This is a genomic window from Paenibacillus sp. YN15, assembly GCF_003285005.1.
GTDB lineage: Bacteria > Bacillota > Bacilli > Paenibacillales > NBRC-103111 > Paenibacillus_AR.
Genome location: NZ_QMFA01000065.1, coordinates 1 through 25,401, shown reverse-complemented (window position 1 = coordinate 25,401; position 25,401 = coordinate 1). Strand labels below are relative to the sequence as shown.

Genomic DNA, 25,401 nt, shown 5'->3' with positions numbered 1-25,401 from the left:
CCCGAAAAAGACCATAACGCAACAGAGTGGTTTAATGGGGAACGAATTTACGAGACGTTGTACTAGCGCCTACTATACGTACACTCTACCGGGCGTTGATCTCTATGCAGGGACTAATATAGTCGTCCAATACCGGATATTAGGGCAAGCATCATCCGACTTAGAAACGGATAATACGTTTGGCCTGGATATAAACGGAGTAACAGTCTTTAGATCGTTTGCGCGCCCGGAGTTTTTAGGCGACCGGACGGGGAGCAGAAATCTGACGGAATCTGCCTCTAGCATAGATCTCAAGTTTCACACTAATGGTATCAACACCTATAGGGTAGATGCGGTGTATATCAATGGGGTGCATTATAACGATGTTGTTTCTACGCCGACCCCCACTCCTACGCCTACTGCCACACCAACGGCGACTCCCACGGCGACGGCCACGCCAGCACCAAGCATAACACCAATGCCAACTCCGGTGTATACCGGGATGCCGACAACGTTTTTTACACCGGAACGGCTTATGCAGTTCTGGTTTTACGTCAAGTGGTTCTTGTCATACAACATGCCTATCTTTATGATCTGCATGGCCGCGTTGGTAGCTGGGCTGGTGCTGGATGCCATCTTGGAGATGATGGGAAAAGCCAAAAAGACCCAGGATGATGACGATGATTTTGATTACATGTGAGCAACGGGATACCCCGACTCTATATAAAAAAACTTTTAGGAGGCTGATTGTTTTGAAAAAGATGTTCTCTCGTTTCAAGCTGATGGTGGAAATGATGAAAGGCAAGAAGGGTGGCATGATTGGTGCTGGAGCGTTGGCGTTTGCCTTTGCCTTGGCAGCTACATCCCCGACCCCGGCAGGCGCAGCGCCGATTGAATTTACCGGAACAGCGTTGCCTTTTAACGTAGCGGATATGCTGTCGTCTGCGGTGAATTTCCTGACATTGTACGGCGAATGGATTTTGCTGGCCCTGGCCGTCATCTTTGCACCGGTCCTTTACGGTCTGGCGATGAAGTTGGTATCTGCGGCCAAAAAGCGTTCTAGTGCTGGCGCTTAATCAAAAAAAGCTCCCCCGTCTCCCTGGGAAGGGGGATGGGGGATTTTTTATGACAAAGAAACTGATTTTGGTACTCGTCGGGTTGATCCTGGCGCCGACGATTGCATTAGCGGCAGTAACCGTTAACGTCAATAATTACTTTTTTGCTCACACCGCTAACCCTGGTACATACTACTTGCATTTACGGAGTGGGGATACAACCATGTGGGGGGATTTCGTCCAGCATGATGCAAAGGTCCTACAGGTGGACTTTGAAAGGCATTTACTGTCGTCAGACAAACTCTATGCCGAGTACCCGGACGGCAGCGAAGAATTGATAACGGGTAGCTCCTATACTGTTAAACCTCTGAATTGGTGGATCAAGTTGAAATTGGTCAAGTCAGCGGCCGGGGAATCTTATGTGAGGGTAACCCATATGCAAGCCGATGACCAAAGGGCGGGGGATATCGTGGACTATTATTTTTTGGATAATACCCCGACCCAATACGGCGATTTGACGCCAACCCCGACCCCGACACCAACGCCAACAACAGAGCCGACACCAACAGGCGGAGGAAATCAGAGCCCCGGGCCGACCGAGTCTCCGGGAACTGGCGGAGGGGAAGGATGCACCAGCTGCGAGACGATAACCAATCTATTAGCCTGCCCGGAATGGGATACCTACATGGGCGAGTGGACGGATGCCATTAAAGCAGCGTTGCCACCTCCTCCAGATTGGAACCATATTGCCGACCTGATCGGGACGGCGACCATAGACCATTTGGGCAATTACCTGGGGGTTGTGCCAGCGTCACCCTCCCAACAGCAGCTTAACCAGCAAATAACGGTTGATCTGCCGACCATGGACAGCGGCTCCAGTGCGGCGTCAAGCTTAGTGCCAATTGTCCCGGCCGGATATGAGCAGCCCAAACCCTTTGACATCACGAGTGGGCCGCAGATCGAAATAAAGGACGAGTCGAAGCCCTTTGAGATTTTCGACCCACTATCAAATATGCAATATGATGACCCTGGCGTCCCGGTGCTGCCCGGCAGCACGAGTAACAGCAACGGGGGTATTACACCTCCGGGAAAAGTAGATATCCCCGAGGCCATGCCGTCCAAGACAGCGCCGCCAGGTAATAATGATCCGGTTCCAATCCCATCGGCCAACCCCGGTACCATGCCTGTCCCGGGCCAAGCTGGGGGACCAATACCAGTGCCAGGAAATGTGGGAGGGGAAATTCCCATACCGAGGAGGGAAATATGAAAAAGATAATCTTGGCAGCAGTTATTATGATGTCAATGGTGTTGCCATCTGTAGCAATGGCGAACACAGTAGTTAGCAGCAACATCGTGGAAAATGCTCATTACGCGGTGGACGGCAATGTTAACACAATGGCCTATTTGGGCAATAAGTCCTCACATATCGTGATTGGATTTGACCCGTCAGCAACCGAATTAAAAATGCATTATAGGACTGATTCTGCATCAACCGTAACATATATAACTTTCCGGGATAGTAACAATCAAAATGTCGGGGGTAGAGTTAAGTATACATTATCGTCGTCGGCTACAGTTTCTAAAGTATTGACACTTAATGTGCCGTCAGGGGCGAGCAGAATCCTCATAGAACTTGATACGAGCACTAATAATAATGGCTTTATGAGTTTATATGAGGTGGAGGCAACGCCAACAGTTACACCGACCCCAACACCAACGCCTACTGATATTTTAAGTGGTTTGTTGCCAACGTCTGATAGTACTTTTCCAAATAGTGGGAAACTAACAGATGGTGTTGATACCAGCTACAACATACTCAATAAAGGCGAGTACATGAGATATAAACTTGATCAAGTTTATGATATCAATCAAGTTTATTGGAAGGTTAACAGTTTTCCTTATTTGATGTTTTATTTTTATGATTCTGGCGGGAAGAATTTAGGAAATACGCAAATACAAAATGTTGACTCATATCAAAAGGTATCGTTCAAGGGCGTAAAATACATCGAAGTTAAAAATTTTGCCACAGTTGTGACGCCAAGGTATGTCTATGAAATAAAAGCATTTGCTGATTTGTCAGCACCAACGCCGACACCAACGCCCACGCCCACGCCATCTGATGGAGGGACGCCAACGCCAACCCCATCAGGCGGAGGGGGGACACCGACGGTTAGCCCAGGGGACCCGACACCAACTCCGACACCAACGCTTAAACCTCCATCAGGGCTAAGAAAGGATATCAAAAGCGAGACCGTAATCCTGTCCTGGGCAAAGTCCCCAGGGGCTGTTGGATACAAGGTTTACCGGGACGGCGTACTGATCGCCGAACCGACAACGGAAAAATATACCGATGAAGGGTTGGTGAATGGGACTTTGTACAAATATGAGGTAGCCGCAGTTTATGAAGCAGGGGAGTCGGTAACGTCCACTGTCTATGCAAAACCAGCAGATGTAACTGATATGTCCGGTATATCTCTGCCTTTTAACGTGTCAGATATGATCCGGTCTGCCGTTAACTTTTTAAGCATGTACGGCCAATGGGTACTCTTGGCTCTGGCCGTCATCTTTGCCCCGGTGCTGTATGGGCTGGCTATGAAGTTGACGAAGAAGGCGGATGAAAAAACTTCCAGCAAGGGAGGAAGGCGAAAACAAGGAGAAGATTTTACTTATGTCCCTGTGTGGAAAGGGAAAAGAGATGAATCGGGGAATAGGGTAAGAAACTGGGAGAGAATGAGCAAAGACCAATTCATTAAAGAATTTGGGAAATACCATTCAAATACTAAATCAGTAGTTAGTGCATTTGAAAGTAACCGTAGGGATCAAATGGAATGGGCCAAAACAGATAAGGTTTGGGCAAGAAGGTATGGAGAATCATCCCACAAATCTGGTCGGGAACCACGTGCTGTTACTAAAGTGAAAAATGACGGTCCAGGCCGGAAGAAAGATGGAACCCTAACCAAACGGGAACAGGACAAAATCCGTCGCCGGATGCAGGATCATATCCAAAAGTCCAGAAGGGACGGAAGACGATGAATGAAACCCTTGCGATAATCCAGCTAACCGGGTCATATCTGCAATATCTGTCCGTGCCGCTGTTGGTGTTCTGCTCCTTGGCTGCGGCGGATATGATCGTGGATTTTGTAGTAGGGTTGGTCAGGCAAACCCGGAAGGCTTATAAGCTATGATTGCCCAGTTCCTGGGGTGGACTGGTGACTTTTTCTCGCGGCTTGCCAATTCAATTTTGGGGAGTTTATCCAGGCTGTTCGGATACCTTTTTCAAAAACTTTTTGACCTGCTCAAGCTGCTATTCCAGCCCATTTTTATCCTGATCGGGATTATATTTTATTTTATATACAAGCTCGCGGAACTGGTTGTGACGCTGCTGCAATTGCTCCTGGGGATCGGCAAGCTGTTTTACTCTTTGGTCAAGGGCATATTTCTGACTATGGCCGGATTCAGCTTTACTCCGACAGACCGCAATGACGGGCAATGGACAAGCATTTTTAATAATGTGGCGGAGGGATTGCAGTATTTCCAGTTGGACGTATTGGCCTATGTTTTGATATTTATCATCTGGTTTACAGCTGGATTTGCAGCCATACGGATATTGTCCAGCATCAAAGGGGGAGGGGATTAACGTGTTTTTTGATATCATCCCCGGACCGGTCCGCAATTTTATGGATTCCATTTTTAACCCACCCTTGAGCTTTTTGAGCATGGGGGTGGAGTACCTGGGGCATGTCTCCATGATTGCGGGCCGGGGGATCAACCTCAATCATTACTTTGGATTTTTTGCCTACTTGCCGTCATCGATGCAATCTGTAGTCAATAGCCTGCTGGCGGCAATCATGCTTTTAGGCGTCTTGCAGCTGATCAAAGCAATTGCTCGGATGTACTACAACGTCAAGGATGGGGTGCAATGGTGGTAATAGAACCTTCTCTTTTCGCCCGTGTTCTTCAAAAAGGGGGATATGAGGCAGAGCCGACAGAGGAAGCGGTCCGGGACATGTTCTCCGATTATGTGAACTGCGGTTACTTCTCCAATATTAGCTTGGAGGATGTGAAGGAAATCAGCACAGAGGATATATGCAGGAATTTTTTATAGGGGGCATAAAGGTGGAAAACGTATTTTCATATTTTTTTGCTATCGGCTCCGGCTTGACGCTGGGGGTAGTGGCAGTTATTTTACCGGCTTACTGGCTGCTGAACAAAATGAAGGGAGGAAAAACAAATGTTCGGAATCGCTAATAGAGGCAGGGAAGAAATGCCTGTTATTGAAGATACGCTTATCATCCTGTCATCCAGCGGCAGAGCGGACATAGCCAGGGTGGAGGATATCAACGATGAGCGGATTTTGGCACATGGAGAAGTGGAATATTCGGTGCCCATCGGGGATGTAAGCTCCTATGTGGGCAGGAGGGGGCGTGTATTCCACTACCCGGCCATTGAGGAGAACGTAACGGATTGCAAGCGGATCGCGGCGCTGGAGCGTTCTACGGTGCTGCGTCAAATCACGATGTTTGAGAAAGAGCCGATGGAGGCGGCGGCCAAGCTGCCAATCGGCAAAATGGTCATGATCGGAGCGGCGGTCCTGGTGCTTATCATTATGTTGGCGGTGAAGTAATATGGCAGCAGAACAGAACTATAACGCGGACAAAATTCAGAAGGTTATCAATGATGATCTGTTTCCAAATGTGCAGCACGTCAGTGATGTCAAGCAGGTTTTGGAGTTTATGGAGCGCGTGGCTGCGCCTCTGTCAGAGGAGCAGCTAAGGGCGCTGCTACTGTTGCAAGCGCTGGGGGATAATCAACGACTCCATGGAGAAAAAAATCCGTACAAACCCATTATTGACAAGATTGCGGGAATCTACAAGCAGTATGTGGCGAAGACAGGCGTATTCCTGGACACAATCGAAGAATTGATACCCAAACCTCCGAAGCCGATTATTCTGGCCGGAGATGGAGGGCGCATGGGTGGGAAAGGAGGGAAATAATCATGCCGCACATGATAGGCGTTATGGGACGGCTGGGAGCCGGTAAAACAACGATAGCCGCGATTATGGCCCATTTGTACAAGCAAGCAATAGAGGCACGAGGCGGATGGGTGGACCTGTACGCCAACTTTGACCTGACCGGAGCCGAGCGAATGCGCGAGGCAGAAGATTGGTTCAAGGTGGCGGACTCCCACGGCAGCATATGCGTGTGGGATGAATCACACCGGAGCTTCTCTAACCGGAGTTGGATGAAGCATGAAAATACCTTTGCTACTGATCTGCTGACCTTTTGCCGGAAAATGGCTTCTATCCAGATATTCGCTACGCCTTCCATCAAGCGATTGGACACAAGAATCCGTGATATGCTGGAGGTTCTAATCCTTGTCCGGCCAGCGGGGAACAAGGGCATCAAGTTTGACTATTACGACTTCACCGCCGACTCTTACGGGCCGTTGGGGGAGCATCTGCATACCCGATTTCTTTCGGCCTCCAAGGTGGCGCAAATCCATCGTCTGAACCTGTTCGACTCTCACAGTTTCGTCAGCGGATTTCCGCTGCCAAAGACGGAACGAGAGTCCATCACGTTCATGGAGGAATTGGAACGCCGCCATGACGCGGCCAGACACCGGAAACGCCTGCCGCAAGGGGGTGTAATCGCATGAGCATTGTTCCAACCGAACGGCTGCGGCATGATCCGCAAACGCTGCTGTACCAATTCCCGTCTATCCCCGCTGTTCGCTTCCAGCGACTCTCGCGCGACTACTATTTTTGGAAGCTGGTTCAAATAGCGGAACGGATTGCGGCTATCACCGGCCGGCTGCTGGTGCCGCGAGAATGTCTGCATTGGCAACGGAAGCAGCAATTTCGGGACAGGCAGGTTATGGTCCTGAAAAGCAGTTTCTATGTGTTGTCGGAAGCCGAGATGACCAAGACCGAATTGGCAAAATACCAAGCTGCTATTGGAGGGAGTCATGGAGAAAGTACGGACTAAGGAAGACGTGCGGGAAATATTCGCGGCGAGAAGTCGGGTTAGGCAACTGGAAGCCCGGCTGATCCGAAATGGAAAGCTGGCTATCCCAATCCAGCGGCGGATTGCGGAGCTACGGCATCAGATGTTGCGGAAATATGATGTGATTTTGTAATGCTGGTCCAGAGAAACAGACCGCCCCTTGCGCTAACGGAAGCGGTCTGTTTCTTTGTGTTATAATAGTTAACCGCTACAAGGTTATCTTTGAAGCTCTTCCCTAAGCGCTCGCTGAAGCACTTGGGAGAAGTTGATTCCTGCCATTTCAGCAGCTTCATTCAAGTCATCAGGTATAGTAAGAGTTTTCTTTACATAGGTTATCTTTTCGTTCAAGACCGCCGTAGCAATAATCGTGCGCTGATTCTCTTGCAAGGCGATTCGGATTAACGGCGTTGCCGGTGGAATGTCTTCCTTGTCTTCTAATCTGCTTTCAATGGTAAGCCTTAAGACTTCGTTTGCCCGTCTCAATGCTTGCTCCATATTATCTGCTTGTGACAAGGCTTCCTCCAGATCGGGAAACGAGATTTCAATGCACTTGTCTGTAAAACTGAGTACAGCTGGGTAACTGTAGTTTTTTTTCACTTTGTTCACCCTTTCGTTATTCATATTTATGAAAAGGATAAAGACCGGACTAAAGCTTTAGTCCTGTCTTTTTTTCAATGTCCTTGAGAATGTGGAGGGCCACATCTTTTACCGGATGCGTAATCGTGACCTTGCCTTTTATAGTGGGGTGTTTGAACTGAAAGTGATCTCCAACTGTATGAACCTTATACCAGCCGTTTGCTTGCAGGATTTGGATGACTTCTCTTGAAGAGTAGCTGCGCATCGGTATTAGCACCTCCTAACCATATTTTAATACGTGTCAATACGTATTGCAAGTTTTATTTTAATTATTTGACCCCAAAGTGACCCCACGAATCACTAAGGCACAAAGCAACCGATAAAAGACATAAAGAAAAACCCCTGATATATCAAGGGTTTTCGGCACTTTTCAGATACGTCCCCGAGAGGATTCGAACCTCCGACCTGCAGTTTAGGAAACTGTCGCTCTATCCTGCTGAGCTACGGGAACGCGCGAAGACCATTATAACACAAAGCGCGAAGAATAGGAAAGCGGTTGAGCGACATTTCAGAGAGAGCAGGCAAGTGGAGGATGGCGGGAATTAGCATTGACACTGTGTATAAACGCGCATATACTGTACATATAATAACATATACAGTATGCACGGATACGGGGTGGCTTCGTTGTACATTGTGTTGTCCAATAGTGATCCGGCTCCCTTGTATGAGCAGATCAAGAAGCAAGTGATTGAGCAGATCCTGGAAGGTACGCTGCCCTCAGGGACAATGCTGCCCTCCATCCGCGCCCTGGCCCGGGAACTGGAGATCAGCGTGATTACGGTGAAGAAGGCCTATGAGGATCTGGAGGCGGAAGGCTACATCGCCACCAAGCAGGGGGTGGGGTCCTATGTGGCGGAAGCGGGGGCGGAGTTCGTCAAGGAGACGAAGCTGAAGGCGGTCCAGCAGGCCTTCGAGAAGGGAATTGCCGGCTGCCGGGAGCTGGGGATGAACGAGGAGGAGATTCTGCGGATTTTCCGGCTGCTGATGGATGTGGAGTAATCTGCGCAGCCCTGCTTGTGAATCAGGGACGGAGATTGGAAAAAGGAGGATGCTATAGATGGATGAGATGATTTTGAAAATGAAGGATGTAACCAAGCATTATCCGGCCTTCACCTTGGACAGAGTAACGCTTAGTATCCCGCGGGGCTATATTATGGGCTTCGTGGGGAAAAACGGGGCTGGCAAAAGCACCACCATCAAGTGTATGACGGATATGATCCGTCCCGATTCGGGGGAAATCGAATGGTTCGGCCAAGCCGTACGGGAGATGCCGGCAGAGATGAAGGAACGCATCGGCTATGTGAGCGAGGAGCCGGCTTTTTATGAAGATATGACAGTGGAGTGGACGGGACGGTTTGTGAGCGGCTTCTACCGCAAGTGGGAGGAGGCTCTGTTCCGCAAGCTGCTGAACCGGTTCCAGGTGGACCCCCGGAAGAAGATCAAGGAGCTGTCCCGGGGCATGAAGGTGAAGCTTTCCCTGGCCTTGGCTATGGCCCATCACCCGGAGCTGCTGATTCTGGACGAACCTACCTCCGGCTTGGACCCGGTGATCCGCAGCGAACTTCTTGACGTGTTCCGGGAGATCATCCAGGACGAGCGGGCGTCGATTTTTTTCTCCTCCCATATTACCTCGGATATCGAAAAAGTGGCGGATTACATTACCCTCATCCATAACGGGCGGATTGCCGCCAGCGGCGACAAACTCACAGTGTTGGATCAATGGAGGCTGGTCAAGGCCGACAACCGTTACCTGGAGCCGCGGCTGGAGCAACTGCTGACGGGAGTCAAACACGGGGAATTCGGCTTCAGCGGCATGACCCGGAATATCCGGGAATTCGAGCGGGAGTGGAAACGGAGCTTCCCGTCGGCGGATTACAAGGTGGAGAAGCTTACCCTGGATGAGCTGCTGGTGCGGATGACGGATGAGGGTGAAGCAGTTTTTGGAAATTCCGGCGGGACACTTTAATTTTTTAGTGAGGTGGAAATGGGATGAAGCAGTTGATTCTCAAGGATTTCGTCATTCAAAAACGGTCGGCTTATATGTATCTGGCTATAGGGTTGCTCCTTTTCTTCTATATGACAGCCATGGACCAGTATAATATGATAAGTGTGATGATTCCCGTCTTTATTATTGTGTACAGCTTTATCAACCGGTCCATGCATGAGGATGAGAAAAACCACGCCACCCGGCTGCTCCTGTGTCTGCCGGTGCCGCGGGCTACACTGGTGAAGGCCAAGTATGCTAGCGTGGTGCTGGTGGCGGTTTGCTCCACAGCCGTGCTTAGCTTGGTGGGCCTCCTTGGAGGAGCTTTTAATACACGGGATGACAGGGTGCTGAATCTTCTCATTACCGCAGTCGTCACCTGCTGCTACAGTTTTCTCGTCTCTATCCTGATTCCAATGGTGTACAAAATCGGCATTGCCCGTGCCCAGACCTACAACCGTTTGTTCTTTATCGGGATTGGAATTCTGGGAGGAAGCTCGGGAGCGTTAATCAATGCCTTGCGTTCCCGGTTTGATTTCTCCGGCGAGCCGCCTGCCTGGCTGCAGCGTCTCGGAGATGTGTTGGCGGGCTTCAGTCCTTATGTGTGGATTGTTGGCATGATGCTGCTCTCCGTGCTGATGCTTCTGATCTCTATGCGGATCTCCATCCGCTATTTCGAGAAGCGGGAGGATATTTAACCTGCCTATATATATCGGCAAAAAACCGCTCACCAGGCTGGCAGTGGCCTGACAGGAGCGGTTTTTGCTTAGATCGGCTTATCCTTGCCCCGCAGCCTGCGGAAGAAGGCGGTGAGCAGAAGACCGCATTCCTCCCGCAGCACCTCGCCAACCAACTCCACCTGGTGATTGAAGCGGTCCTCCTGCAGCAGATTCATCAGCGTTCCGGCGCAGCCTGCCTTGGGATCGGGGGCCCCGTATACGACAGTGGGAACCCGGGACTGGACAATAGCCCCGGCGCACATGGGACAGGGCTCCAGGGTGACATAGAGGGTGCAGTCCAACAGCCGCCAGGATTGCAGACGGGTGCTGGCCTCCCGGATGGCGATCATTTCTGCATGGGCAGTCGGGTCCAAGGTGGTTTCCCGCAGATTATAGCCACTGCCGACAATTTCCCCCTGACGCACAATAATGGCGCCGATGGGCACCTCTCCCAGACGCTCCGCCTTATGGGCCTCTTCTATTGCCCGGCGCATCCAGTATTCGTGATCCATGAACTTCCTCCCTCAATTGTGGATAAAGAAGCCGAACATGTTTTCGATCTTGTTCACAGCCTGTGGATAACTTTGTGGATAGATGTGAATAACCGCCTCATTTTTCCACATCTTATTCTAATCGTCCCCAGCTGAAATCTCAATCACCCCTTTTATTCACAGAAATCCTGTATGAAACGGATTGAAAACATCTATGAAAAAACGTATACTATTTTCATAAAACAAGAATCCAACGTGCCAGAACATAATCTGAAATGCCCAACTGTAATACGATAAATGGCAAACTATTCCGAAAGGATAGGACGCAAAGCCTAGGGTCTACGGCATCTCCACACCGGTGGAGCGCTATGATCGCCTGGTTGCCGAATATCACCGGGGCGTAAGCAAGCTGTATCCTTAAAGCTGCTTCCGACGGAGCGGCTTTTTGTCATTTTGCCGCATCTCCCAAAAAGGAGATTCTACAATTAACAGAAAGGCTGGTGACAATATGAGCCGGGTTGAAATGAAGAAAAAGCGTACCGGTTTTACTGAAGTGAAGGAGCTTCCTCCTCCTACTATCCTGGTCCATTGCAGAACCGTTGTGGAAAAAAGCGGCTTCGTCTCCACAGGCATTATGACCCACGTGGAGGGCGATTTGCTTGAGATCGAAATCAGCGACTTCAACCGCTTTGTCCTTGGGGAAAATGTGAAATTGACAGTGTATACGCCTGCCGGCATGTATCTGATTCCTTCCACCATTGTGGGAAAAGATAAGGGATCGCTCATGATGATCAATCCCCCGGAGAATCAGCGGAGGTTTCATGAAAAGCGGACCTTTCCCCGGGTGGAGATCAACCGGAGCGGGAAGCTGGCGGCCTGGAAGCGCGAAGGGGCTGTTGGGGACTTCGAGGAAGCGGATCAGCTGATGTCCATCGATATCAAAAACATCAGCTTAAGCGGCATCGGCTTTACCCTGCCTGACCCCTTCCGGCTGGAGGAGCATACGGAGCTGAGGCTGGAAATGGAGCTGGGCGGCCTTATTGCCTGCACGGCCAAGGTGGTCCGGACAGAAAAGGGCATCGGCAACATCTATTATGGCGCCCAATATGTGGAGATGGAGGATGCCAAAATGAACTCCCTGCGGGCATTTATTCTGCGGGAGCAAATTACAGCCCTCTCCACCTCCAAAAAGGAAGCCAACAAGCGGACCTTCAAATAAGAATATCCTCCCTAAGCTGTAGACTGCGGGCTAAAACAGGCGGGAGACGGCCGTATACAATAGTCCCAGGCCAATGGCGGCGACAATAACCGCCGAGGCTTTATTCAACAGTCGGGTCAGCCTGCCGGAATGATCCCATCTGCCAGCCAACCGGCCGGTCAGGGCCAGCGCTGCAAACCACACCCACGACACCACGATGCAGGACAAGGCAAAGGCAAGACGGTTAGTTCCCGCATATTGAAGGGAGGCGCCGCCGATGACGCCGATGGTATCGAGAATGGCATGGGGATTGAGCAGGGAGACGGAGGCTGCGAAGGCGATTTGCCGCCGGCCGGAATAGACGGCCGCTTCGCCAAAAGCGGAGTTGGGCTGGCGCCGCCACAGAGAAATGCCCATGTACAGCAGGAATATGGAGCCTGCCGCCATCAGGAGAGTTTCCAGCCAGCCGTTGTTCAGGACTGCCAGAGACATGCCTGTCACCGCCAATCCGATAAGGAGGGTATCGCAGACCGCCGCGGTAAGCACCGCGGGGAGAGCTTTGCGGAAGGAGCGCTGAAGAGCGCCTTGCTGAAAAATAAATACATTCTGCACCCCCAGAGGGAGAATCAGGCCCAAGGCCAAAATAAAGCCGTGAAGGGCGGCGGCTCCCGGGGAAGCCGGCAGAATAAAAGCTTGAAGAATAGACGGAGCCAATTGGACTAACAACCGGAGCACATCCTTTCTGTTTGTATGAAACAGATTGTATAGCAGGGTTGTTTTTTTGTCTCCGGCCAAATGGGTGGTTGGCGAACCAACCAAGTTGGGGGATAAGATAAAGGGGAGAGGTTAAAATGGATTGGAAGCCCGACCGTTATGGGGAACTCCCGTTGCAGGAACAAATTGTCCGCTATTTTAAGGAAGGCATCCTCCGCGGCGAGTGGACGGTGGGGGCGCGGCTGCCCTCCCAGCGTTCTCTGGCCCGGCTGTGGCAGGTAAATCGGAGCACAGTAGCCCAGGCCATGGCGGAACTGGCCGCATTGGGGCTGGTAGAGGGACAAACGGGAGGCGGAACCCGGGTGGTCAACGAGTCCTGGAGCCTGCTGACCGCTCTGCCCACGGACTGGGTCCGGGTGGTGGGAAGCGGACGCCACCAGCCCAATCTGCCGGTGATCCAGACCATTAACCGGATGGAAGCGGACCCCGGCATCATCCGCCTGGGAACGGGGGAGCTGGCGCCGGACCTGCTGCCCGAGCGGGAGATGGGCCGGCTCCTGCAGGAGAGCGGCAAGCGCCCTGTTTCTTTGGGCTACGAGGAGCCCAAGGGCAGCGCCGCCTTGCGGCACAGAATTGCGGAGCGGCTGCGGGAACGGGGCATCCATGTCACCGCCGACTCCGTGTTGGTGGTTTCCGGCGCGCTCCAGGGGCTCCATCTGATTGCGGCGGGGCTGATGCGCCCAGGCTCTACTGTCCTGACAGAAAGTCCATCCTATCTTCATTCCGTGCAGGTGTTCCAGTCTGCCGGCATCCGGCTGGAGGGAGTGCCCATGGATGAAGCGGGCTTGCGCTCCGAACTGCTGGAGCGGTACCGGAAGCAATACCAGGCCGCCATGCTGTACACCAACCCCGCCTTCCACAATCCCACCGGCAAGGTCATGAGCGGGAAGCGGCGGAAGGAAGTGCTTCAAGCCTGCCAGGAGCTTCGCTTGCCCATTATCGAGGATGATGTGTACGGGGAGCTGTGGCTGGACGAACCGCCGCCTCCCCCGCCTATCAAAAGCATGGACAGCCATGGGGATGTCCTGTATCTGGGCAGCTTATCCAAGTCCGTCAGTCCCGGCCTGCGGATCGGCTGGGTGGTAGGCCCGCGGACGGTCATTGACCGGCTGGCGGATATCAAAATGCAGATTGACTATGGAGCCAGCTCCTTGTCCCAATGGGCTGCGCTGCAATGGCTGGAGGGCGGCCGGCATGAGCGCCACCTGGAGCAGCTCCGGACCCAGCTGCGGCAGCGCCGTGCGGTCACCGCGGCGGCATTGGACCGGGAGTTCGGCGGGCTGGCCCGCTGGACCATTCCCGGCGGCGGCTTCTATATTTGGCTGGAGTTCAACCGGAGCCTGCCTATGAAGCTGCTGTTTGACGCCGCCCTGCGGGAGGGTGTTCTGCTTAATCCCGGCACGGTCTATGGGGCGGAGGAAAAGTCCTGCCTGCGGATTTCCTACTCGTATGCGCCGCCGGAGCAGCTTTCCCGTGCCATTGAGATATTGGCGAGGCTGGTCCGCAGGCTGATGGAGCAGCCGTAGTGGAAGAAATATGTCAGGCGACTTTATTTCCCGCGGCCACAAGTGTATAATATAAAGGTTAAACTGTGGTATCCTTTTATAAAAAACATACAATAGATCTAGGAGTTGTTTATAGATGGCGTTAAAAGCTGGTATTGTCGGACTGCCCAATGTAGGCAAATCGACGTTGTTCAATGCGATTACCCAAGCCGGGGCGGAATCCGCCAACTATCCGTTTTGCACCATTGACCCCAATGTAGGCGTGGTGGAGGTGCCGGACGAGCGTCTTCAGAAGCTGGCGGAGATTGTCAATCCCAACCGGATCGTGCCGACAGCCTTTGAGTTCGTAGACATTGCCGGTCTGGTGAAGGGAGCCAGCAAGGGCGAGGGTCTCGGGAATAAGTTCCTGGCCCATATCCGCGAGGTGGACGCCATTGTCCATGTGGTGCGCTGCTTCCAGGACGAGAACATCACTCACGTGTCCGGCAAGGTGGACCCGCTCTCCGATATTGAGACCATCAATCTGGAGCTGATCCTGGCGGATGTGGAAACGGTGGAGAAGCGTCTGGAGCGCTCCCGCAAGAACCTGAAGGGCGGCGAAAAGAAGGTGGCCGTCGAGGTGGAGGCGCTGGAACGGATCAAGGAGGCTCTGTACAATGACCAGCCTGCCCGCAGCGTGGAGCTGAATGAGGAAGAGCGGCCGTTGGTCCGTGATCTTCATCTGATCACCATGAAGCCGGTGCTGTACGCCGCCAATGTTAGCGAAGAGGAAGCGGCCAACGCCGACGGCAACCCCTATGTGCAAATAGTGCGGGAGTTCGCCGCCAAGGAAGGCGCCGAGGTGGTGCCCATCAGCGCCAAGGTGGAATCGGAGATCGCCGAGCTGGAGGGAGAAGACAAGGCCATGTTCCTGGAGGAGCTGGGCCTGTCCGAATCGGGCTTGGACCGTCTGATCCGCGGTGCATACAAACTTTTGGGCTTGTACACTTACTTTACGGCAGGGGTGCAGGAGGTCCGGGCCTGGACCATCCGCAAGGGCATGAAGGCTCCCCAGGCGGCGGGTGTGATCCACTCTGACTTTGAGCGCGGCTTCATCCGGGCGGAAGTGGTTTCCTACGAGGATCTGACGGTGAACGGCTCCATGAACGCAGCCAAGGAAAAAGGGCTCCTGCGTCTGGAAGGAAAGGATTACGTGGTGCAGGACGGCGATGTCATGCATTTCCGGTTTAATGTGTAGCCGGAAAACGGCCATACCCTGATCCCCCATAACAGTGAACAGATGACAGATGGACGATAAAAATATATGTTTTAACTAACAGGAGGTGCAACACGTGCTGGACAAACTTCAGGCTCTTGCCGACCGGTATGACAAGCTGAGCGAGCTCTTGTGCGACCCGGATGTGACCGGTGATCCCAAGCGGCTCCGGGAATATTCCAAGGAGCAGTCGGATTTGCAGGAGACATATGAAGCCTATAACGAATACAAGACCGTATGCGCCCAGTTGGACGAAGCCAAAGCGTTGCAGAACGAGAAGCTGGACGACGACATGAAGGAAATGGTGAAGCTGGAGATTGAGGAGCTGGCTGTCCGCAAGGAGGAGCTGGAGGAGCGCATCAAGGTGCTGATGCTGCCCAAGGACCCCAATGACGACAAGAACGTCATTGTGGAAATCCGCGGCGCCGCCGGCGGTGACGAGGCTGCGCTGTTTGCCGCCGACCTCTACCGGATGTACACCAAATTTGCCGATACCCAAGGCTGGAAAACCAACATTCTGGAAGCCAGCCTGAATGATCTGGGCGGGTTCAAGGAAGTCATCTTCATGATCTCCGGCAAAGGCGCCTACAGCAAGCTGAAATTCGAAAGCGGCGCCCACCGGGTGCAGCGGATTCCCACTACGGAATCGGGCGGACGCATCCATACCTCCACCTCCACAGTGGCGGTGCTGCCCGAGGCGGAAGAGATCGAAGTGGAAATCAAGGAAAGCGATATCCGGGTGGATACCTTCTGCTCCAGCGGAGCGGGCGGCCAGTCTGTTAACACCACCAAGTCAGCGGTGCGGGTAACCCATATCCCTACCGGCATTGTAGCCACCTGCCAGGACGGCAAATCCCAGAACTCCAATAAGGAAATGGCCCTGCAGGTGCTGCGTGCCCGGATTTACGATAAGTTCATGCAAGAGGAAATGGAAAAAATGGGCGCGGAGCGCAAAAGCAAGGTGGGCACCGGCGACCGGAGCGAGCGGATCAGAACCTACAACTATCCGCAAAGCCGGGTGACCGACCACCGGATCGGCTTGACGCTGCACCGGCTGGATGCCGTGCTGAACGGCGATCTGGAGGAGATTATCTCCGCCCTGACCATCGCCAGCCAAACGGATCAGTTGGATAAAGGGGAGTCCGCTTAATGGACGGATCGGGAAAAACCATCAGGGAAGCCTACGTGGAGGCTTCCTCTTTTTTGAAGCGGCATGGGGTGGACGAGTCCGCCCAGAACGGGCAGCTCCTGCTGGAGCATCTCTTGGGCTGGTCCAAAACCAGGCTCTATCTCAACTGGCAGGACCCTTTCCCCGAGGAAAAGGAGCTGGACTGGCAGCGGCTTCTGTCCCGCCGCGCAGGCGGGGAGCCGGTGCAGTACATTATCGGCTCGGAGGGCTTCTACGGGTTGACCCTTCAGGTCACCCCGGCTGTTCTGATTCCCCGGCCGGAGACGGAAATTCTGGTGCAGGAGATCATGAACCGGGGCAAACGCCTATGGCCGGAAGGAAGCGGGCGGCAGCCTCTTGCAGTGGACATTGGAACCGGCAGCGGCGCTATTCCCGTGACTCTGGCTACCCACTGTCCATCATGGGAGCTGGGGGCGGTAGATATTTCCGAGGCGGCTCTTGAGGTTGCCCGCCGGAATGCCGAGCAGAACGGTGTGGGCGGCAGAATCCGCTTCCTGCAAGGAGATCTGTTGGCGCCTGTATATGCGGAAGGGCTGTCTCCGGATATTGTGATCTCCAACCCGCCTTATATCAAAAGCAGCGACTTGCCCGATCTCCAGCGGGAGGTGCGGGATTTCGAGCCCCACCTGGCCTTGGACGGAGGCGATGATGGCCTGGACTTCTATCGCAGGCTGGCGGAGCAGCTGGCCTTGCAGCCGGTAAAGCCGCGGCTGGTGGGTTTTGAGGTAGGTATGGGCCAGGCGGCCGTTGTAGCCGCCATGCTGCGGGAGCTGGGGCTGTTTGGGAGTGTAAGCATTGTGAGGGATTTGGCGGGAATCGAGCGGCATGTGCTGGCAGAAGCGTAGAGCGTTTTTTTGCGCTGGCGGATTTATTCCTGAATATATCTTCATGCAATCGTAGAGAAAAGCCTTCCTGTCGGAAGCGGCCCCCAGGGGACTGCCGATAAGAAGGCTTTTTGACGCGTGTATCTACACCATAATTTTGCTGATCCGCAGGCCCCGTTCCCGGCTCAGGTCGACGAACACATCCTCCACCTTCACCAGGGGATAGGTTTCCTCATGGGGATTAATGTAGACAACCTCCCCGTACCGCCCGTCGGACAGAAGCACCTGCTTGCCGATCATGCTGCCTAAGATATTTTTGAGAAACAGGGATACGATGTAGGGGTCCAGCTCTCCGAAGATGCCCAGACGCATCTGGCTGATCAGCTCATGAAACGGCAATGGGGTATGGTAGGGTCGCTGGGATGACATGGCGTGGAAGACATCGGCTACGGCGACGATCCGGGCGAGCTTGTCGATTTGGGGCCCCTTCAGCTTCAAGGGGTAGCCGCTTCCGTCCTCCCGTTCATGGTGCTGCAGGGCCATAAACGCCACCCGGGGATTCAACCCCGCCGATTCCTTCAGCATTTCGTAGCCGTAAACCGTGTGGAGCTTCATCTCTTCAAATTCGCTTTTGGTCAGCTTGCCGGGTTTGTTGAGGATTTCGTCGGAAATGCGGATTTTACCCACATCATGAAGGCTTGCTCCCAAGGACAGGAGGTTCAGCTCCTGCTCATCCAGCTTGCACCAGTTGCCCAGCATGGTAGAAAGGACGCTGACGCCCACATTATGCTGGTGGGTATATTCATCCTTGGCCCGCACGGCCTCGAACAGCCGGAACAGGTCCGGGTCCTCCGCCGCCTGGCGCACCATGGGAATGAACTCATGCTTGATGTCCAAAAGCGGCACTTTTTTCTTCCGGCGGATCTGCTGAAACATATGCTTGGAATAGTCTGCCGCCTGCTTGACGGTTTCGGCGGTAGAGGACTTTGACTGTTGTCGCTCTTCGACAAAACGCAGCTCCTCCAGCGGGACGCGGTGCATCCGAAGCAGCCGGAAATGTTCTTGATTCAAGACTGTGCCTGCGGGCACCAGGACCATTCCTGTGCCGGTTATGATGTCATGCTTCAGCTTTTGTCCAGTCAGTTCCTCCACTTGCGCCACCTCGAGCGAGAGAAATGTACATCATTCGACATTTTAATTATAGCGGCTTCCCGCAGAGAGGGCATGGGCTGAATGTATCATAATGGAAGAAGGTCTGGTTTCTTCAAGCGCCGCCATGATGAGGGGGAGTCTAGCAATTTTTTGGCCGGACAGGTATAAGTGATAGTTTCAGAGGAGATACTGATGCCATAGAGCTTATAGCAAAGGAATGAGGCGGCATGGTGAAACGGTATTCCTGGCAATCATCCATTTATCTGGCATTGGCACTGATTTTTTTGTTGGTTACGTGGGAGCATAACCGGGCGCAGGCTGCGGTAGTGGACGCGGTTATTCCGCAGGAGTCCATCCGGCTGCGGATTCTGGCCAACTCCGATTCCCCGGAGGATCAGGTGTTGAAGCGGCATGTCCGGGATGCCATCGTGGAGGAAATGAACGGATGGGTGCTGGACCCGGAAAATCTGGAGGAGGCCCGGGCGCTGATCCGTACCAAGCTGCCGGAGCTCTCCAGGATAGTGGAGCGGGAGATTGCGCGCTACGGCTATGACTATACCCAGCAGGTGGAGCTGGGGGTGGTGCCCTTCCCCGCCAAGATGTACGGCAATAAGGTATACCCTGCGGGAGACTATGAGGCGCTTCGTGTGACCATCGGCCAAGGAGCAGGCCAAAACTGGTGGTGTGTGCTGTTCCCCGCGCTGTGTTTTGTGGATACGGAAAAGGGGGAGGCCGTGGCTGCCAGCAGCCATACTGCGGCGGATAAAGATAAGGCAGAGGCTGTGAAAAAACAGACTGCAAGTGCAAACAAAGCCAAACCCTCCCTCTCCGGAAAAACCGTCAAGCAGGCATCCGCAGAAAAGGACACTGTCGGCCAGGAAGAGGGCGCCGGGAAGAAGAAGGTCCGCTTCTATCTCTGGGACAAGGTGAAGAGCCTGTTTGCGTAACCGGTTCGGATAAAAGTTCGGATTGAAGCCAGGCCGGGTGCGATAGCGGAGACAGGCCGCACAAAGCCGTGACAAGCCGTGACAAGCGGCAGCCGTTGGCGCTATAATGGCATCAATCCAAAATGAGAAATGAGCGAATGTGATGACGACGTATTGGCAAGTCCCGCCGGATTGTACTCCCGAGGCGGATGCGGTTCAAAAGGCAGCGGAGCTGCTCCGCCAAGGCAAGCTGGTGGCGTTTCCCACGGAAACGGTATACGGGTTGGGGGCGGATGCCCGCAACACTCAGGCGGTGGAGGCCATCTTCACCGCCAAAGGCCGTCCTTCGGACAATCCCCTGATTGTCCATATTGCCGGCATGGGCATGCTGGACGAGCTGGCCCTTGCGGTGGACCCGGTGTCCAGGCGGCTGGCGGAGGCGTTTTGGCCGGGGCCGCTGACCCTGGTGCTGCCCTGCCGCCCGGGTGTATTGTCCCCGCTGGTTACAGCGGGCCTGGACACAGTGGGCATTCGGATGCCGGACCATCCGGCGGCCCTTTCCCTGATCCGGGCGTCCGGCTGTCCGGTAGCGGCCCCCAGCGCCAACCGCTCCGGCCGGCCCAGCCCCACCCTGGCGGAGCATGTCCGGGAGGATCTGGATGGCCGCATCAGCGGACTCCTGGACGGGGGAGCCACAGGGGTGGGGCTGGAATCCACCGTGGTGCAGGCGGACGCGGAGGGCCGGGTCCATGTGCTCCGGCCCGGCGGCATTACCCTGCGGCAATTGGCGGAGGCCTCCGGCGCTCCCGTTGTCAGCGGCGGAGGCCGAGGGGGGGCGGCCCCCGACGGCTTGCCCGATCAGGAGGGGGACGGGGAGGATTCTTCGTTCCGGCCCCGGGCGCCGGGGATGAAGTACACCCATTACGCGCCGCAAGCGCGGCTTACCATCGTGCAGGGGCAGGACGCTGCGGCGGTGGCGGAGACCATCCGCAACGGGCTGCGCGATGCCCGGCAGAACGGGGAGAGGACCGCCGTGCTGGCGCCTGCGGAGCATGCGGCATTGTACCGGGAGGCTTGCGACCTGGTCATCCCCTGCGGTTCCCTGGGGGATCTTCCCGCTGCCGCTGCCGGTCTGTTCGCCGCTTTGCGCCGGATGGATGAGGCGGGGATTGCCTGCGCATTTGCGGAAGGGTATCCCGAGGAGGAGATCGGCCTGGCTCTGATGAACCGCCTGCGGAAGGCGGCGGGAGGCCGGGTGCTGGAGGTTTAGGACATGATCCCACGGTTGTCCGCATAGAGTAGAAAGGGAGTATGCGGACAGGAGGGATGGGCATTGTACTGGGATTTTATTGAATTAGGACAATTAATTACTATTGTCATGATGGCGTTGGCCCTGGGGATGGATGCCTTTTCGATGGGAATCGGAATGGGGCTTCGCGGCATCCGGCTGCTGAATATTGCCAAGGTGAGCTTTGTCATCGGACTTTTTCATATTCTGATGCCCTTGATGGGCATGTTCATGGGCAACTATGTGAGCACATTGCTGGGTAATGTGGCCACTACCGCCGGCGGCGCCCTGCTTGTTGTGCTGGGGGCTCACATGCTCTACAGCGCCCTGAGAGGCAGCTCCTCGGTGGTCCTGGACCAGAAAAGCTTCTGGGGCATCCTGCTGTTTGCCTTGATGGTCAGCATCGATTCGTTCAGCGTAGGCTTGTCCTTGGGCATGTTTTCCTCGGATATTGCGTTGACGGTGCTGATCTTCGGTTTTTTCGGCGGACTTATGTCTGTTCTGGGGCTTCTGCTGGGGCGGCGGGTCGGCGCATGGGTGGGGGAATACGGCGAGGCGCTGGGCGGACTCATTCTGCTCTTGTTCGGAATCCGCTTCCTCATGTAAAATAAGGGGCAATAGCATAGCGCAAAAACTAGCTTATGCTTACGAGGCCAGTTTTTTGCTGGCACAAAAAACTCTCAGGAGGTTTTTCCGGTGGCTATCACACGTATCCTTTTCGTTTGTACGGGCAACACCTGCAGAAGCCCGATGGCCGAGGGGCTGTGCCGGATGATGGCCAAGCGGGAGGGGTTGGAACTGGAAGTCCGTTCCGCCGGGGTCACGGCTCATGACGGAGCGCCAGTGTCCCGCCATTCCGAGGAGATCCTGCACAAGAAGGACGCCGTAGAGGGGGTAGGTACCTCCCGTTATCTGCGCAAGGATGAAATCCGCTGGGCCGATCTGATTCTGACCATGACCATGTTCCACAAGCAGCAGGTCATTGCCGCCCATCCCGAGGCTGTGGAGAAAATATACACCTTGAAGGAATATACCATGGATGATCCGCTTCGCTTGGGTATGCTGGAGGAACGGGCTGCCCTTCAGTCCGAGCTGGAGCTTAAAAAGGCCCTGGGCCAGCCCATTACTGCCGAGGAGCGGGAGCGTTTGGTGCAGCTGCATCTGGCAGCCCCCGATTTTGACATTGCCGATCCCTTCGGCGGGTCCAAGCGGGACTATGAGGACACGGCCCATGAAATTGAAGAGGCCTTGGCCCGCCTGATCAGCCGGTTGAAGGAAGGGACCTGATCAGTTCGCGGCTCTCCGGACGGCGGGCCGTATCTTTACAGCGGCAGCCTGATCCGTTATGATAAGAATAACTTTAAACTGCGGTGTGACTGGCGACGAGTGGAACAACCACAATGGAGCACTGCGGATACCGGCCGGTCGCCTGGGCAAGAGCAAGCATGGAGCGGATATGAGGCGCTTCTGCTTTGCTCTTTTTTTCTGCTCCGATTCCGATTTCTTTTTTGGAAGGGTGAGGTATAATAAGGATATTTGACATGAAGGGAAGGACGATTCGATGAAAATTGCCATAGGTGCGGATCACGCCGGATTCCGGCTGAAGGATGAATTGAAGGAGCTGCTGGTTCAATGGGGGCATCAGGTGGAGGATTTTGGCTGCACCTGCGGTGATTCCGTGGATTACCCCGATTATGCCGAAAAGGTGTGCGGCCAGGTGCTTTCCGGCGCTGCGGACCGGGGGATTCTGATCTGCGGCACAGGCATCGGCATGAGCATTGCCGCCAACAAGGTGAAGGGCATCCGCTGCGCCCTTGTCCATGATCTGTTCTCGGCCAAGGCCACCAGAGAGCATAACGACTCCAATGTGCTGGCGATGGGTGAACGTGTCATTGGCCCGGGGGTAGCCCAGGAGATTGTGAAGGTCTGGCTGGATACTGAATTTTCCCAAGGGGAGCGCCACATCGGACGGATTGAAAAAGCCATGCGGCTGGAAAGCAAGTAATCCTGCGTGGAAAACGGGAGGTGCGTCCGGATGACGGAGGAATCGGAGTCGGAGTCGCTCAAGAGCAGCAGCTCGGAGGCGGCCGCGGATGAATTTTATGCCGGCATGTCCGGCATCGTGGAGGCTGCGCTGCTGGAGCTGGTGCAGGCGGGCGGTATCCGCCGGGGCCAATTGGTGGTTATCGGCACCAGCACCAGCGAGGTGCTGGGCTACCGCATCGGCACCCAGGGCACGGAGCGGGTGGCCCGGGAAATTTTTGCGGGGATGCGCCGCGCCCGGGAGCAGGCGGGCTTCTACCCGGTGTTCCAATGCTGCGAGCATCTGAACCGGGCGTTGGTGCTGGAGCAGGAGGCGCTTGACCATTACCCCCTTCTGGAGCCGGTATCAGTGGTGCCGGTGCCCAAGGCGGGAGGCTCCATGGCGGCGTATGCCTACCGGACCTTCAGGGAGCCGGTGGTGGTGGAGGCGGTGCGGGCCCACGCGGGGCTGGATATCGGCGGCACCCTCATCGGCATGCATCTGCGGCCGGTGGCGGTTCCGGTGCGGCCTGCTGTGCCGATGCTGGGACATGCCCACCTGCAGATGGCCTACACCCGGCCGAAGCTCATTGGCGGCGAACGGGCGGTGTACAGTGCGGCCGCGGGGCAGGAGGACGGGAATTGCGATTAACCGGTGTATCCGGGATAAACAATAAGGAGAGTGTAACCATGGAAAATTTGCGCAAGGCTGACCCGAAAGTGCTGGAAGCTATGAATTTGGAGTTGAACCGCCAGCGGGATAAAATCGAACTGATCGCTTCGGAAAATTTCGTCAGCACTCCTGTGCTGGAGGCCATGGGCAGCGTGCTGACCAATAAGTACGCGGAGGGCTATCCCGGGGCCCGCTATTACGGCGGCTGCGAGCATGTGGACATCGTGGAGAACATTGCCCGCGACCGGGCCAAGGAGCTGTTCGGCGCCGAGCATGCCAATGTGCAGCCCCATTCCGGCGCTCAAGCCAACCTGGCCGTTTATCTGGCGGCTATTAAGCCCGGCGACACCGTGCTCGGCATGAACCTGGCCCATGGCGGCCATTTGACCCACGGCAATCCGGCCAATGCCTCCGGCATTCTGTATAACTTCGTGGCCTATGGCGTGGATGAGAACACTCACCGCATCGATTATGATGAGGTCCGCAAAGCAGCCTTCAAGCACCGTCCCCGCCTGATCGTGGCAGGCGCCAGCGCGTATCCCCGGACTATTGATTTTGAAGCCTTTGCCCAAATTGCCGATGATGTAGGCGCACTGTTCATGGTGGACATGGCCCATATCGCCGGTCTGGTGGCAGCCGGTCTCCATCCCAATCCGGTGCCCCATGCCCAGTTTGTCACCACTACCACCCACAAGACCCTGCGCGGTCCCCGGGGCGGCATGATCCTGACCCGCAAGGCCTGGGCCAAGGAAATCGACAAGGCCGTATTCCCCGGCACCCAAGGCGGTCCGCTGATGCACATCATCGCTGCCAAGGCGGTCTCCTTCGGCGAGGCTCTGCAGCCGGAGTTCAAGACCTATGCCCAGCAGGTGATCAAAAACGCCCAGGTGCTGGCGGAAGCCCTGATGGCCGAAGGCTTCAACATCGTCTCCGGCGGTACCGACAATCACCTGATGCTGGTGGATGTACGCAGCGCCAACCTGACAGGCAAGGTGGCCCAGCATCTGCTGGACGAGGTTGGTGTCACCTGCAACAAAAACGCTATTCCGTTCGACCCCACCAGTCCGTTCGTTACCAGCGGCATCCGCTTGGGCACGCCTGCGGTGACTACCCGCGGCATGGATGAGGCGGCCATGAAGGAGATCGCCAAGATTATCTCCCTGACGCTGAAAAATCCCGAGGACGCCGCTGCCCACGACAAGGCGCGGACCATGGTCCGCGAGCTGAATCAGCGCTTCCCGCTGTACAAGGACCTGGCGTACTAAGCTTTTGCCTGCAATAATCCGGCCGGCCCCGCCAAAGACGCGGGAGACCGGCTTTTTTGCATATAGTGGCGACCTGGGCGGACACAGCTTCCGCTAATGAGCGAAAAAAACCCGCTTTTTCACCTGGGCGGACAGAGGTTCCGTTATGCGTTGAAAAACAGCGGGTTTGGAGGTTTCCCAAGACAAATAGCGTATCCTGTGTCCGTGAAATGTCCAAAAGAGCGCAAATTTGAAAAATAACGGATCGTCGGTCCGGATGGCGCTTGGGGAAGAACAGGGAACCCGGTAAATCCGGCGAGCCCGTGGGCTACGGCGCCGATAAGCTGCAGCCAAACAAGACGCCAAGCTTCACCTCCTCCCCGGTCCAGCCGGAGATAGGGCTTTCGGCGCCATCTTCAGGTTCCACGCGGCTGAATAGAAGAATAGGGGAGAAAAGCAAGCGGAAGAAAGGCTGAGGGAGTGT

At 54.8% G+C, this 25,401-nt stretch carries 33 protein-coding genes, 1 tRNA gene and 2 riboswitches; of the genes, 28 read left to right on the top strand and 6 right to left on the bottom strand.

The genetic code is table 11. The annotated features are described in order from the left end of the window. The 13 genes from DQG13_RS31290 to DQG13_RS29265 all read left to right on the top strand — a co-directional run. Positions 1-679: hypothetical protein (locus DQG13_RS31290; protein ID WP_220094468.1), on the top strand; the 679-nt coding region annotated here is incomplete at its 5' end. A gap of 52 nt (positions 680-731) precedes the next feature. Next, on the top strand, positions 732-1,055 hold the full coding sequence (locus DQG13_RS29310; protein WP_113023740.1) for a hypothetical protein: 324 nt from the start codon (positions 732-734) through the stop codon (positions 1,053-1,055). Between the two features lie 49 nt (positions 1,056-1,104). Then, positions 1,105-2,301, top strand: a complete 1,197-nt coding sequence (locus DQG13_RS29305) for a hypothetical protein (RefSeq protein WP_113023739.1) — start codon at positions 1,105-1,107, stop codon at positions 2,299-2,301. Next, positions 2,298-4,067 (top strand): fibronectin type III domain-containing protein, encoded by a 1,770-nt coding sequence (locus tag DQG13_RS31070; protein WP_113023738.1) that lies wholly within the window; start codon positions 2,298-2,300, stop codon positions 4,065-4,067. The genes DQG13_RS29305 and DQG13_RS31070 overlap by 4 nt, the downstream gene beginning before the upstream one ends. Continuing rightward, positions 4,064-4,219, top strand: coding sequence for a hypothetical protein (locus DQG13_RS31065; RefSeq protein ID WP_181593074.1), 156 nt, complete (start codon positions 4,064-4,066; stop codon positions 4,217-4,219). Before DQG13_RS31070 ends, DQG13_RS31065 begins: the two co-directional genes overlap by 4 nt. Positions 4,220-4,407: 188 nt before the next feature. Then, complete coding sequence (locus tag DQG13_RS30595) at positions 4,408-4,671, top strand: hypothetical protein (protein ID WP_146767230.1); 264 nt, start codon at positions 4,408-4,410, stop codon at positions 4,669-4,671. A gap of 1 nt (position 4,672) precedes the next feature. Further along, on the top strand, positions 4,673-4,963 hold the full coding sequence (locus tag DQG13_RS29290; protein WP_113023736.1) for a hypothetical protein: 291 nt from the start codon (positions 4,673-4,675) through the stop codon (positions 4,961-4,963). After that, entirely contained in the window at positions 4,954-5,139 is a 186-nt protein-coding gene (locus DQG13_RS29285; RefSeq protein WP_113023735.1) for a hypothetical protein, read from the top strand. Before DQG13_RS29290 ends, DQG13_RS29285 begins: the two co-directional genes overlap by 10 nt. 11 nt (positions 5,140-5,150) lie before the next feature. Continuing rightward, positions 5,151-5,282 carry a hypothetical protein gene (locus tag DQG13_RS31685; protein WP_258525930.1) on the top strand — a complete coding sequence of 44 codons (132 nt, stop codon included), beginning with the start codon at positions 5,151-5,153 and terminating at the stop codon, positions 5,280-5,282. Continuing rightward, entirely contained in the window at positions 5,266-5,658 is a 393-nt protein-coding gene (locus tag DQG13_RS29280) for a hypothetical protein (RefSeq protein WP_113023734.1), read from the top strand. The genes DQG13_RS31685 and DQG13_RS29280 overlap by 17 nt, the downstream gene beginning before the upstream one ends. Position 5,659: 1 nt before the next feature. Then, on the top strand, positions 5,660-6,028 hold the full coding sequence (locus tag DQG13_RS29275) for a hypothetical protein (RefSeq protein ID WP_113023733.1): 369 nt from the start codon (positions 5,660-5,662) through the stop codon (positions 6,026-6,028). A 2-nt stretch (positions 6,029-6,030) separates the two neighbouring features. Beyond that, positions 6,031-6,690, top strand: coding sequence for a zonular occludens toxin domain-containing protein (locus DQG13_RS29270; protein WP_113023732.1), 660 nt, complete (start codon positions 6,031-6,033; stop codon positions 6,688-6,690). Next, positions 6,687-7,019 (top strand): hypothetical protein, encoded by a 333-nt coding sequence (locus DQG13_RS29265; RefSeq protein WP_113023731.1) that lies wholly within the window; start codon positions 6,687-6,689, stop codon positions 7,017-7,019. The genes DQG13_RS29270 and DQG13_RS29265 overlap by 4 nt, the downstream gene beginning before the upstream one ends. 234 nt (positions 7,020-7,253) lie before the next feature. Here DQG13_RS29265 and DQG13_RS29260 read toward each other — a convergent pair whose 3' ends face one another. The 3 genes from DQG13_RS29260 to DQG13_RS29250 form a co-directional block, all read right to left on the bottom strand. Next, positions 7,254-7,634 (bottom strand): type II toxin-antitoxin system HicB family antitoxin, encoded by a 381-nt coding sequence (locus tag DQG13_RS29260; RefSeq protein WP_181593073.1) that lies wholly within the window; start codon positions 7,632-7,634, stop codon positions 7,254-7,256. Positions 7,635-7,683: 49 nt separating this feature from the next. Further along, complete coding sequence (locus DQG13_RS29255) at positions 7,684-7,878, bottom strand: type II toxin-antitoxin system HicA family toxin (RefSeq protein ID WP_113023729.1); 195 nt, start codon at positions 7,876-7,878, stop codon at positions 7,684-7,686. Positions 7,879-8,050: 172 nt separating this feature from the next. Beyond that, positions 8,051-8,124: transfer RNA gene (locus tag DQG13_RS29250), tRNA-Arg, on the bottom strand. Positions 8,125-8,306: 182 nt separating this feature from the next. Between DQG13_RS29250 and DQG13_RS29245 the strand changes: the two genes are divergently transcribed. From DQG13_RS29245 to DQG13_RS29235, 3 genes are read left to right on the top strand one after another with little or no spacing between them, the layout of a single operon-like run. Continuing rightward, the gene (locus DQG13_RS29245; RefSeq protein ID WP_258525932.1) at positions 8,307-8,672 is read left to right on the top strand and encodes a GntR family transcriptional regulator; all 366 of its coding nucleotides are present in this window, start codon (positions 8,307-8,309) and stop codon (positions 8,670-8,672) included. A gap of 58 nt (positions 8,673-8,730) precedes the next feature. Further along, entirely contained in the window at positions 8,731-9,639 is a 909-nt protein-coding gene (locus tag DQG13_RS29240; RefSeq protein WP_113023727.1) for an ABC transporter ATP-binding protein, read from the top strand. Positions 9,640-9,662: 23 nt separating this feature from the next. After that, complete coding sequence (locus tag DQG13_RS29235) at positions 9,663-10,355, top strand: ABC-2 transporter permease (RefSeq protein WP_113023726.1); 693 nt, start codon at positions 9,663-9,665, stop codon at positions 10,353-10,355. A gap of 68 nt (positions 10,356-10,423) precedes the next feature. On the opposite strand, the gene tadA is transcribed toward DQG13_RS29235, so the two are convergent. Further along, complete coding sequence (gene tadA, locus DQG13_RS29230) at positions 10,424-10,888, bottom strand: tRNA adenosine(34) deaminase TadA (RefSeq protein ID WP_113023725.1); 465 nt, start codon at positions 10,886-10,888, stop codon at positions 10,424-10,426. Between the two features lie 268 nt (positions 10,889-11,156). Continuing rightward, positions 11,157-11,255: riboswitch (cyclic di-GMP riboswitch) on the top strand. 135 nt (positions 11,256-11,390) lie between these two features. On the opposite strand from tadA, the gene DQG13_RS29225 reads away from it, so the two are divergent. Then, positions 11,391-12,086, top strand: coding sequence for a PilZ domain-containing protein (locus DQG13_RS29225; RefSeq protein ID WP_181593071.1), 696 nt, complete (start codon positions 11,391-11,393; stop codon positions 12,084-12,086). A 30-nt stretch (positions 12,087-12,116) separates the two neighbouring features. Here DQG13_RS29225 and DQG13_RS29220 read toward each other — a convergent pair whose 3' ends face one another. Then, positions 12,117-12,749 carry a LysE/ArgO family amino acid transporter gene (locus tag DQG13_RS29220; protein ID WP_113023744.1) on the bottom strand — a complete coding sequence of 211 codons (633 nt, stop codon included), beginning with the start codon at positions 12,747-12,749 and terminating at the stop codon, positions 12,117-12,119. A 167-nt stretch (positions 12,750-12,916) separates the two neighbouring features. Between DQG13_RS29220 and DQG13_RS29215 the strand changes: the two genes are divergently transcribed. The 4 genes from DQG13_RS29215 (at position 12,917) to prmC (ending at position 17,633) form a co-directional block, all read left to right on the top strand. Beyond that, positions 12,917-14,365, top strand: coding sequence for an aminotransferase-like domain-containing protein (locus DQG13_RS29215; protein ID WP_113023723.1), 1,449 nt, complete (start codon positions 12,917-12,919; stop codon positions 14,363-14,365). A 115-nt stretch (positions 14,366-14,480) separates the two neighbouring features. Next, positions 14,481-15,581 (top strand): redox-regulated ATPase YchF, encoded by a 1,101-nt coding sequence (gene ychF, locus DQG13_RS29210; RefSeq protein WP_113023722.1) that lies wholly within the window; start codon positions 14,481-14,483, stop codon positions 15,579-15,581. A 94-nt stretch (positions 15,582-15,675) separates the two neighbouring features. Further along, complete coding sequence (gene prfA / locus DQG13_RS29205; RefSeq protein WP_113023721.1) at positions 15,676-16,749, top strand: peptide chain release factor 1; 1,074 nt, start codon at positions 15,676-15,678, stop codon at positions 16,747-16,749. After that, on the top strand, positions 16,749-17,633 hold the full coding sequence (gene prmC / locus DQG13_RS29200) for a peptide chain release factor N(5)-glutamine methyltransferase (protein ID WP_113023720.1): 885 nt from the start codon (positions 16,749-16,751) through the stop codon (positions 17,631-17,633). The genes prfA and prmC overlap by 1 nt, the downstream gene beginning before the upstream one ends. A gap of 123 nt (positions 17,634-17,756) precedes the next feature. On the opposite strand, the gene DQG13_RS29195 is transcribed toward prmC, so the two are convergent. After that, on the bottom strand, positions 17,757-18,764 hold the full coding sequence (locus DQG13_RS29195) for an HD-GYP domain-containing protein (RefSeq protein ID WP_113023719.1): 1,008 nt from the start codon (positions 18,762-18,764) through the stop codon (positions 17,757-17,759). A gap of 227 nt (positions 18,765-18,991) precedes the next feature. On the opposite strand from DQG13_RS29195, the gene spoIIR reads away from it, so the two are divergent. The 7 genes from spoIIR to DQG13_RS29160 all read left to right on the top strand — a co-directional run bounded on the left by spoIIR (position 18,992) and on the right by DQG13_RS29160 (position 24,938). Beyond that, a complete protein-coding gene (spoIIR, locus tag DQG13_RS29190; protein WP_113023718.1) occupies positions 18,992-19,711 on the top strand; it encodes a stage II sporulation protein R in 720 nt (239 codons plus the stop codon). A 142-nt stretch (positions 19,712-19,853) separates the two neighbouring features. After that, positions 19,854-20,960 carry an L-threonylcarbamoyladenylate synthase gene (locus DQG13_RS29185; RefSeq protein ID WP_113023717.1) on the top strand — a complete coding sequence of 369 codons (1,107 nt, stop codon included), beginning with the start codon at positions 19,854-19,856 and terminating at the stop codon, positions 20,958-20,960. A 108-nt stretch (positions 20,961-21,068) separates the two neighbouring features. After that, complete coding sequence (locus DQG13_RS29180) at positions 21,069-21,584, top strand: manganese efflux pump MntP (RefSeq protein ID WP_113023743.1); 516 nt, start codon at positions 21,069-21,071, stop codon at positions 21,582-21,584. 90 nt (positions 21,585-21,674) lie between these two features. Continuing rightward, the gene (locus DQG13_RS29175; protein WP_309472260.1) at positions 21,675-22,265 is read left to right on the top strand and encodes a low molecular weight protein arginine phosphatase; all 591 of its coding nucleotides are present in this window, start codon (positions 21,675-21,677) and stop codon (positions 22,263-22,265) included. 75 nt (positions 22,266-22,340) lie between these two features. Continuing rightward, positions 22,341-22,420, top strand: a riboswitch (ZMP/ZTP riboswitch). A gap of 119 nt (positions 22,421-22,539) precedes the next feature. Next, complete coding sequence (rpiB, locus tag DQG13_RS29170) at positions 22,540-22,983, top strand: ribose 5-phosphate isomerase B (protein WP_113023716.1); 444 nt, start codon at positions 22,540-22,542, stop codon at positions 22,981-22,983. Between the two features lie 30 nt (positions 22,984-23,013). Next, a complete protein-coding gene (locus DQG13_RS29165; protein ID WP_113023715.1) occupies positions 23,014-23,652 on the top strand; it encodes a TIGR01440 family protein in 639 nt (212 codons plus the stop codon). A 38-nt stretch (positions 23,653-23,690) separates the two neighbouring features. Next, positions 23,691-24,938, top strand: a complete 1,248-nt coding sequence (locus DQG13_RS29160) for a serine hydroxymethyltransferase (protein WP_113023714.1) — start codon at positions 23,691-23,693, stop codon at positions 24,936-24,938. The last annotated feature ends 463 nt before the right edge of the window (positions 24,939-25,401 follow it).

Bases quoted from the DNA above. Each gene is read 5' to 3' on its own strand.
- DQG13_RS29305 (WP_113023739.1), top strand. From the start codon at position 1,105: ATGACAAAGAAACTGATTTTGGTACTCGTCGGGTTGATCCTGGCGCCG.
- DQG13_RS31070 (WP_113023738.1), top strand. From the start codon at position 2,298: ATGAAAAAGATAATCTTGGCAGCAGTTATTATGATGTCAATGGTGTTG.
- DQG13_RS31065 (WP_181593074.1), top strand. From the start codon at position 4,064: ATGAATGAAACCCTTGCGATAATCCAGCTAACCGGGTCATATCTGCAA.
- DQG13_RS29285 (WP_113023735.1), top strand. From the start codon at position 4,954: ATGGTGGTAATAGAACCTTCTCTTTTCGCCCGTGTTCTTCAAAAAGGG.
- DQG13_RS29280 (WP_113023734.1), top strand. From the start codon at position 5,266: ATGTTCGGAATCGCTAATAGAGGCAGGGAAGAAATGCCTGTTATTGAA.
- DQG13_RS29275 (WP_113023733.1), top strand. From the start codon at position 5,660: ATGGCAGCAGAACAGAACTATAACGCGGACAAAATTCAGAAGGTTATC.
- DQG13_RS29270 (WP_113023732.1), top strand. From the start codon at position 6,031: ATGCCGCACATGATAGGCGTTATGGGACGGCTGGGAGCCGGTAAAACA.
- DQG13_RS29265 (WP_113023731.1), top strand. From the start codon at position 6,687: ATGAGCATTGTTCCAACCGAACGGCTGCGGCATGATCCGCAAACGCTG.
- DQG13_RS29255 (WP_113023729.1), bottom strand. From the start codon at position 7,878: ATGCGCAGCTACTCTTCAAGAGAAGTCATCCAAATCCTGCAAGCAAAC.
- DQG13_RS29240 (WP_113023727.1), top strand. From the start codon at position 8,731: ATGGATGAGATGATTTTGAAAATGAAGGATGTAACCAAGCATTATCCG.
- DQG13_RS29235 (WP_113023726.1), top strand. From the start codon at position 9,663: ATGAAGCAGTTGATTCTCAAGGATTTCGTCATTCAAAAACGGTCGGCT.
- tadA (WP_113023725.1), bottom strand. From the start codon at position 10,888: ATGGATCACGAATACTGGATGCGCCGGGCAATAGAAGAGGCCCATAAG.
- DQG13_RS29225 (WP_181593071.1), top strand. From the start codon at position 11,391: ATGAAGAAAAAGCGTACCGGTTTTACTGAAGTGAAGGAGCTTCCTCCT.
- DQG13_RS29215 (WP_113023723.1), top strand. From the start codon at position 12,917: ATGGATTGGAAGCCCGACCGTTATGGGGAACTCCCGTTGCAGGAACAA.
- ychF (WP_113023722.1), top strand. From the start codon at position 14,481: ATGGCGTTAAAAGCTGGTATTGTCGGACTGCCCAATGTAGGCAAATCG.
- prmC (WP_113023720.1), top strand. From the start codon at position 16,749: ATGGACGGATCGGGAAAAACCATCAGGGAAGCCTACGTGGAGGCTTCC.
- spoIIR (WP_113023718.1), top strand. From the start codon at position 18,992: ATGGTGAAACGGTATTCCTGGCAATCATCCATTTATCTGGCATTGGCA.
- DQG13_RS29185 (WP_113023717.1), top strand. From the start codon at position 19,854: ATGACGACGTATTGGCAAGTCCCGCCGGATTGTACTCCCGAGGCGGAT.
- DQG13_RS29180 (WP_113023743.1), top strand. From the start codon at position 21,069: ATGATGGCGTTGGCCCTGGGGATGGATGCCTTTTCGATGGGAATCGGA.
- rpiB (WP_113023716.1), top strand. From the start codon at position 22,540: ATGAAAATTGCCATAGGTGCGGATCACGCCGGATTCCGGCTGAAGGAT.
- DQG13_RS29165 (WP_113023715.1), top strand. From the start codon at position 23,014: ATGACGGAGGAATCGGAGTCGGAGTCGCTCAAGAGCAGCAGCTCGGAG.
- DQG13_RS29160 (WP_113023714.1), top strand. From the start codon at position 23,691: ATGGAAAATTTGCGCAAGGCTGACCCGAAAGTGCTGGAAGCTATGAAT.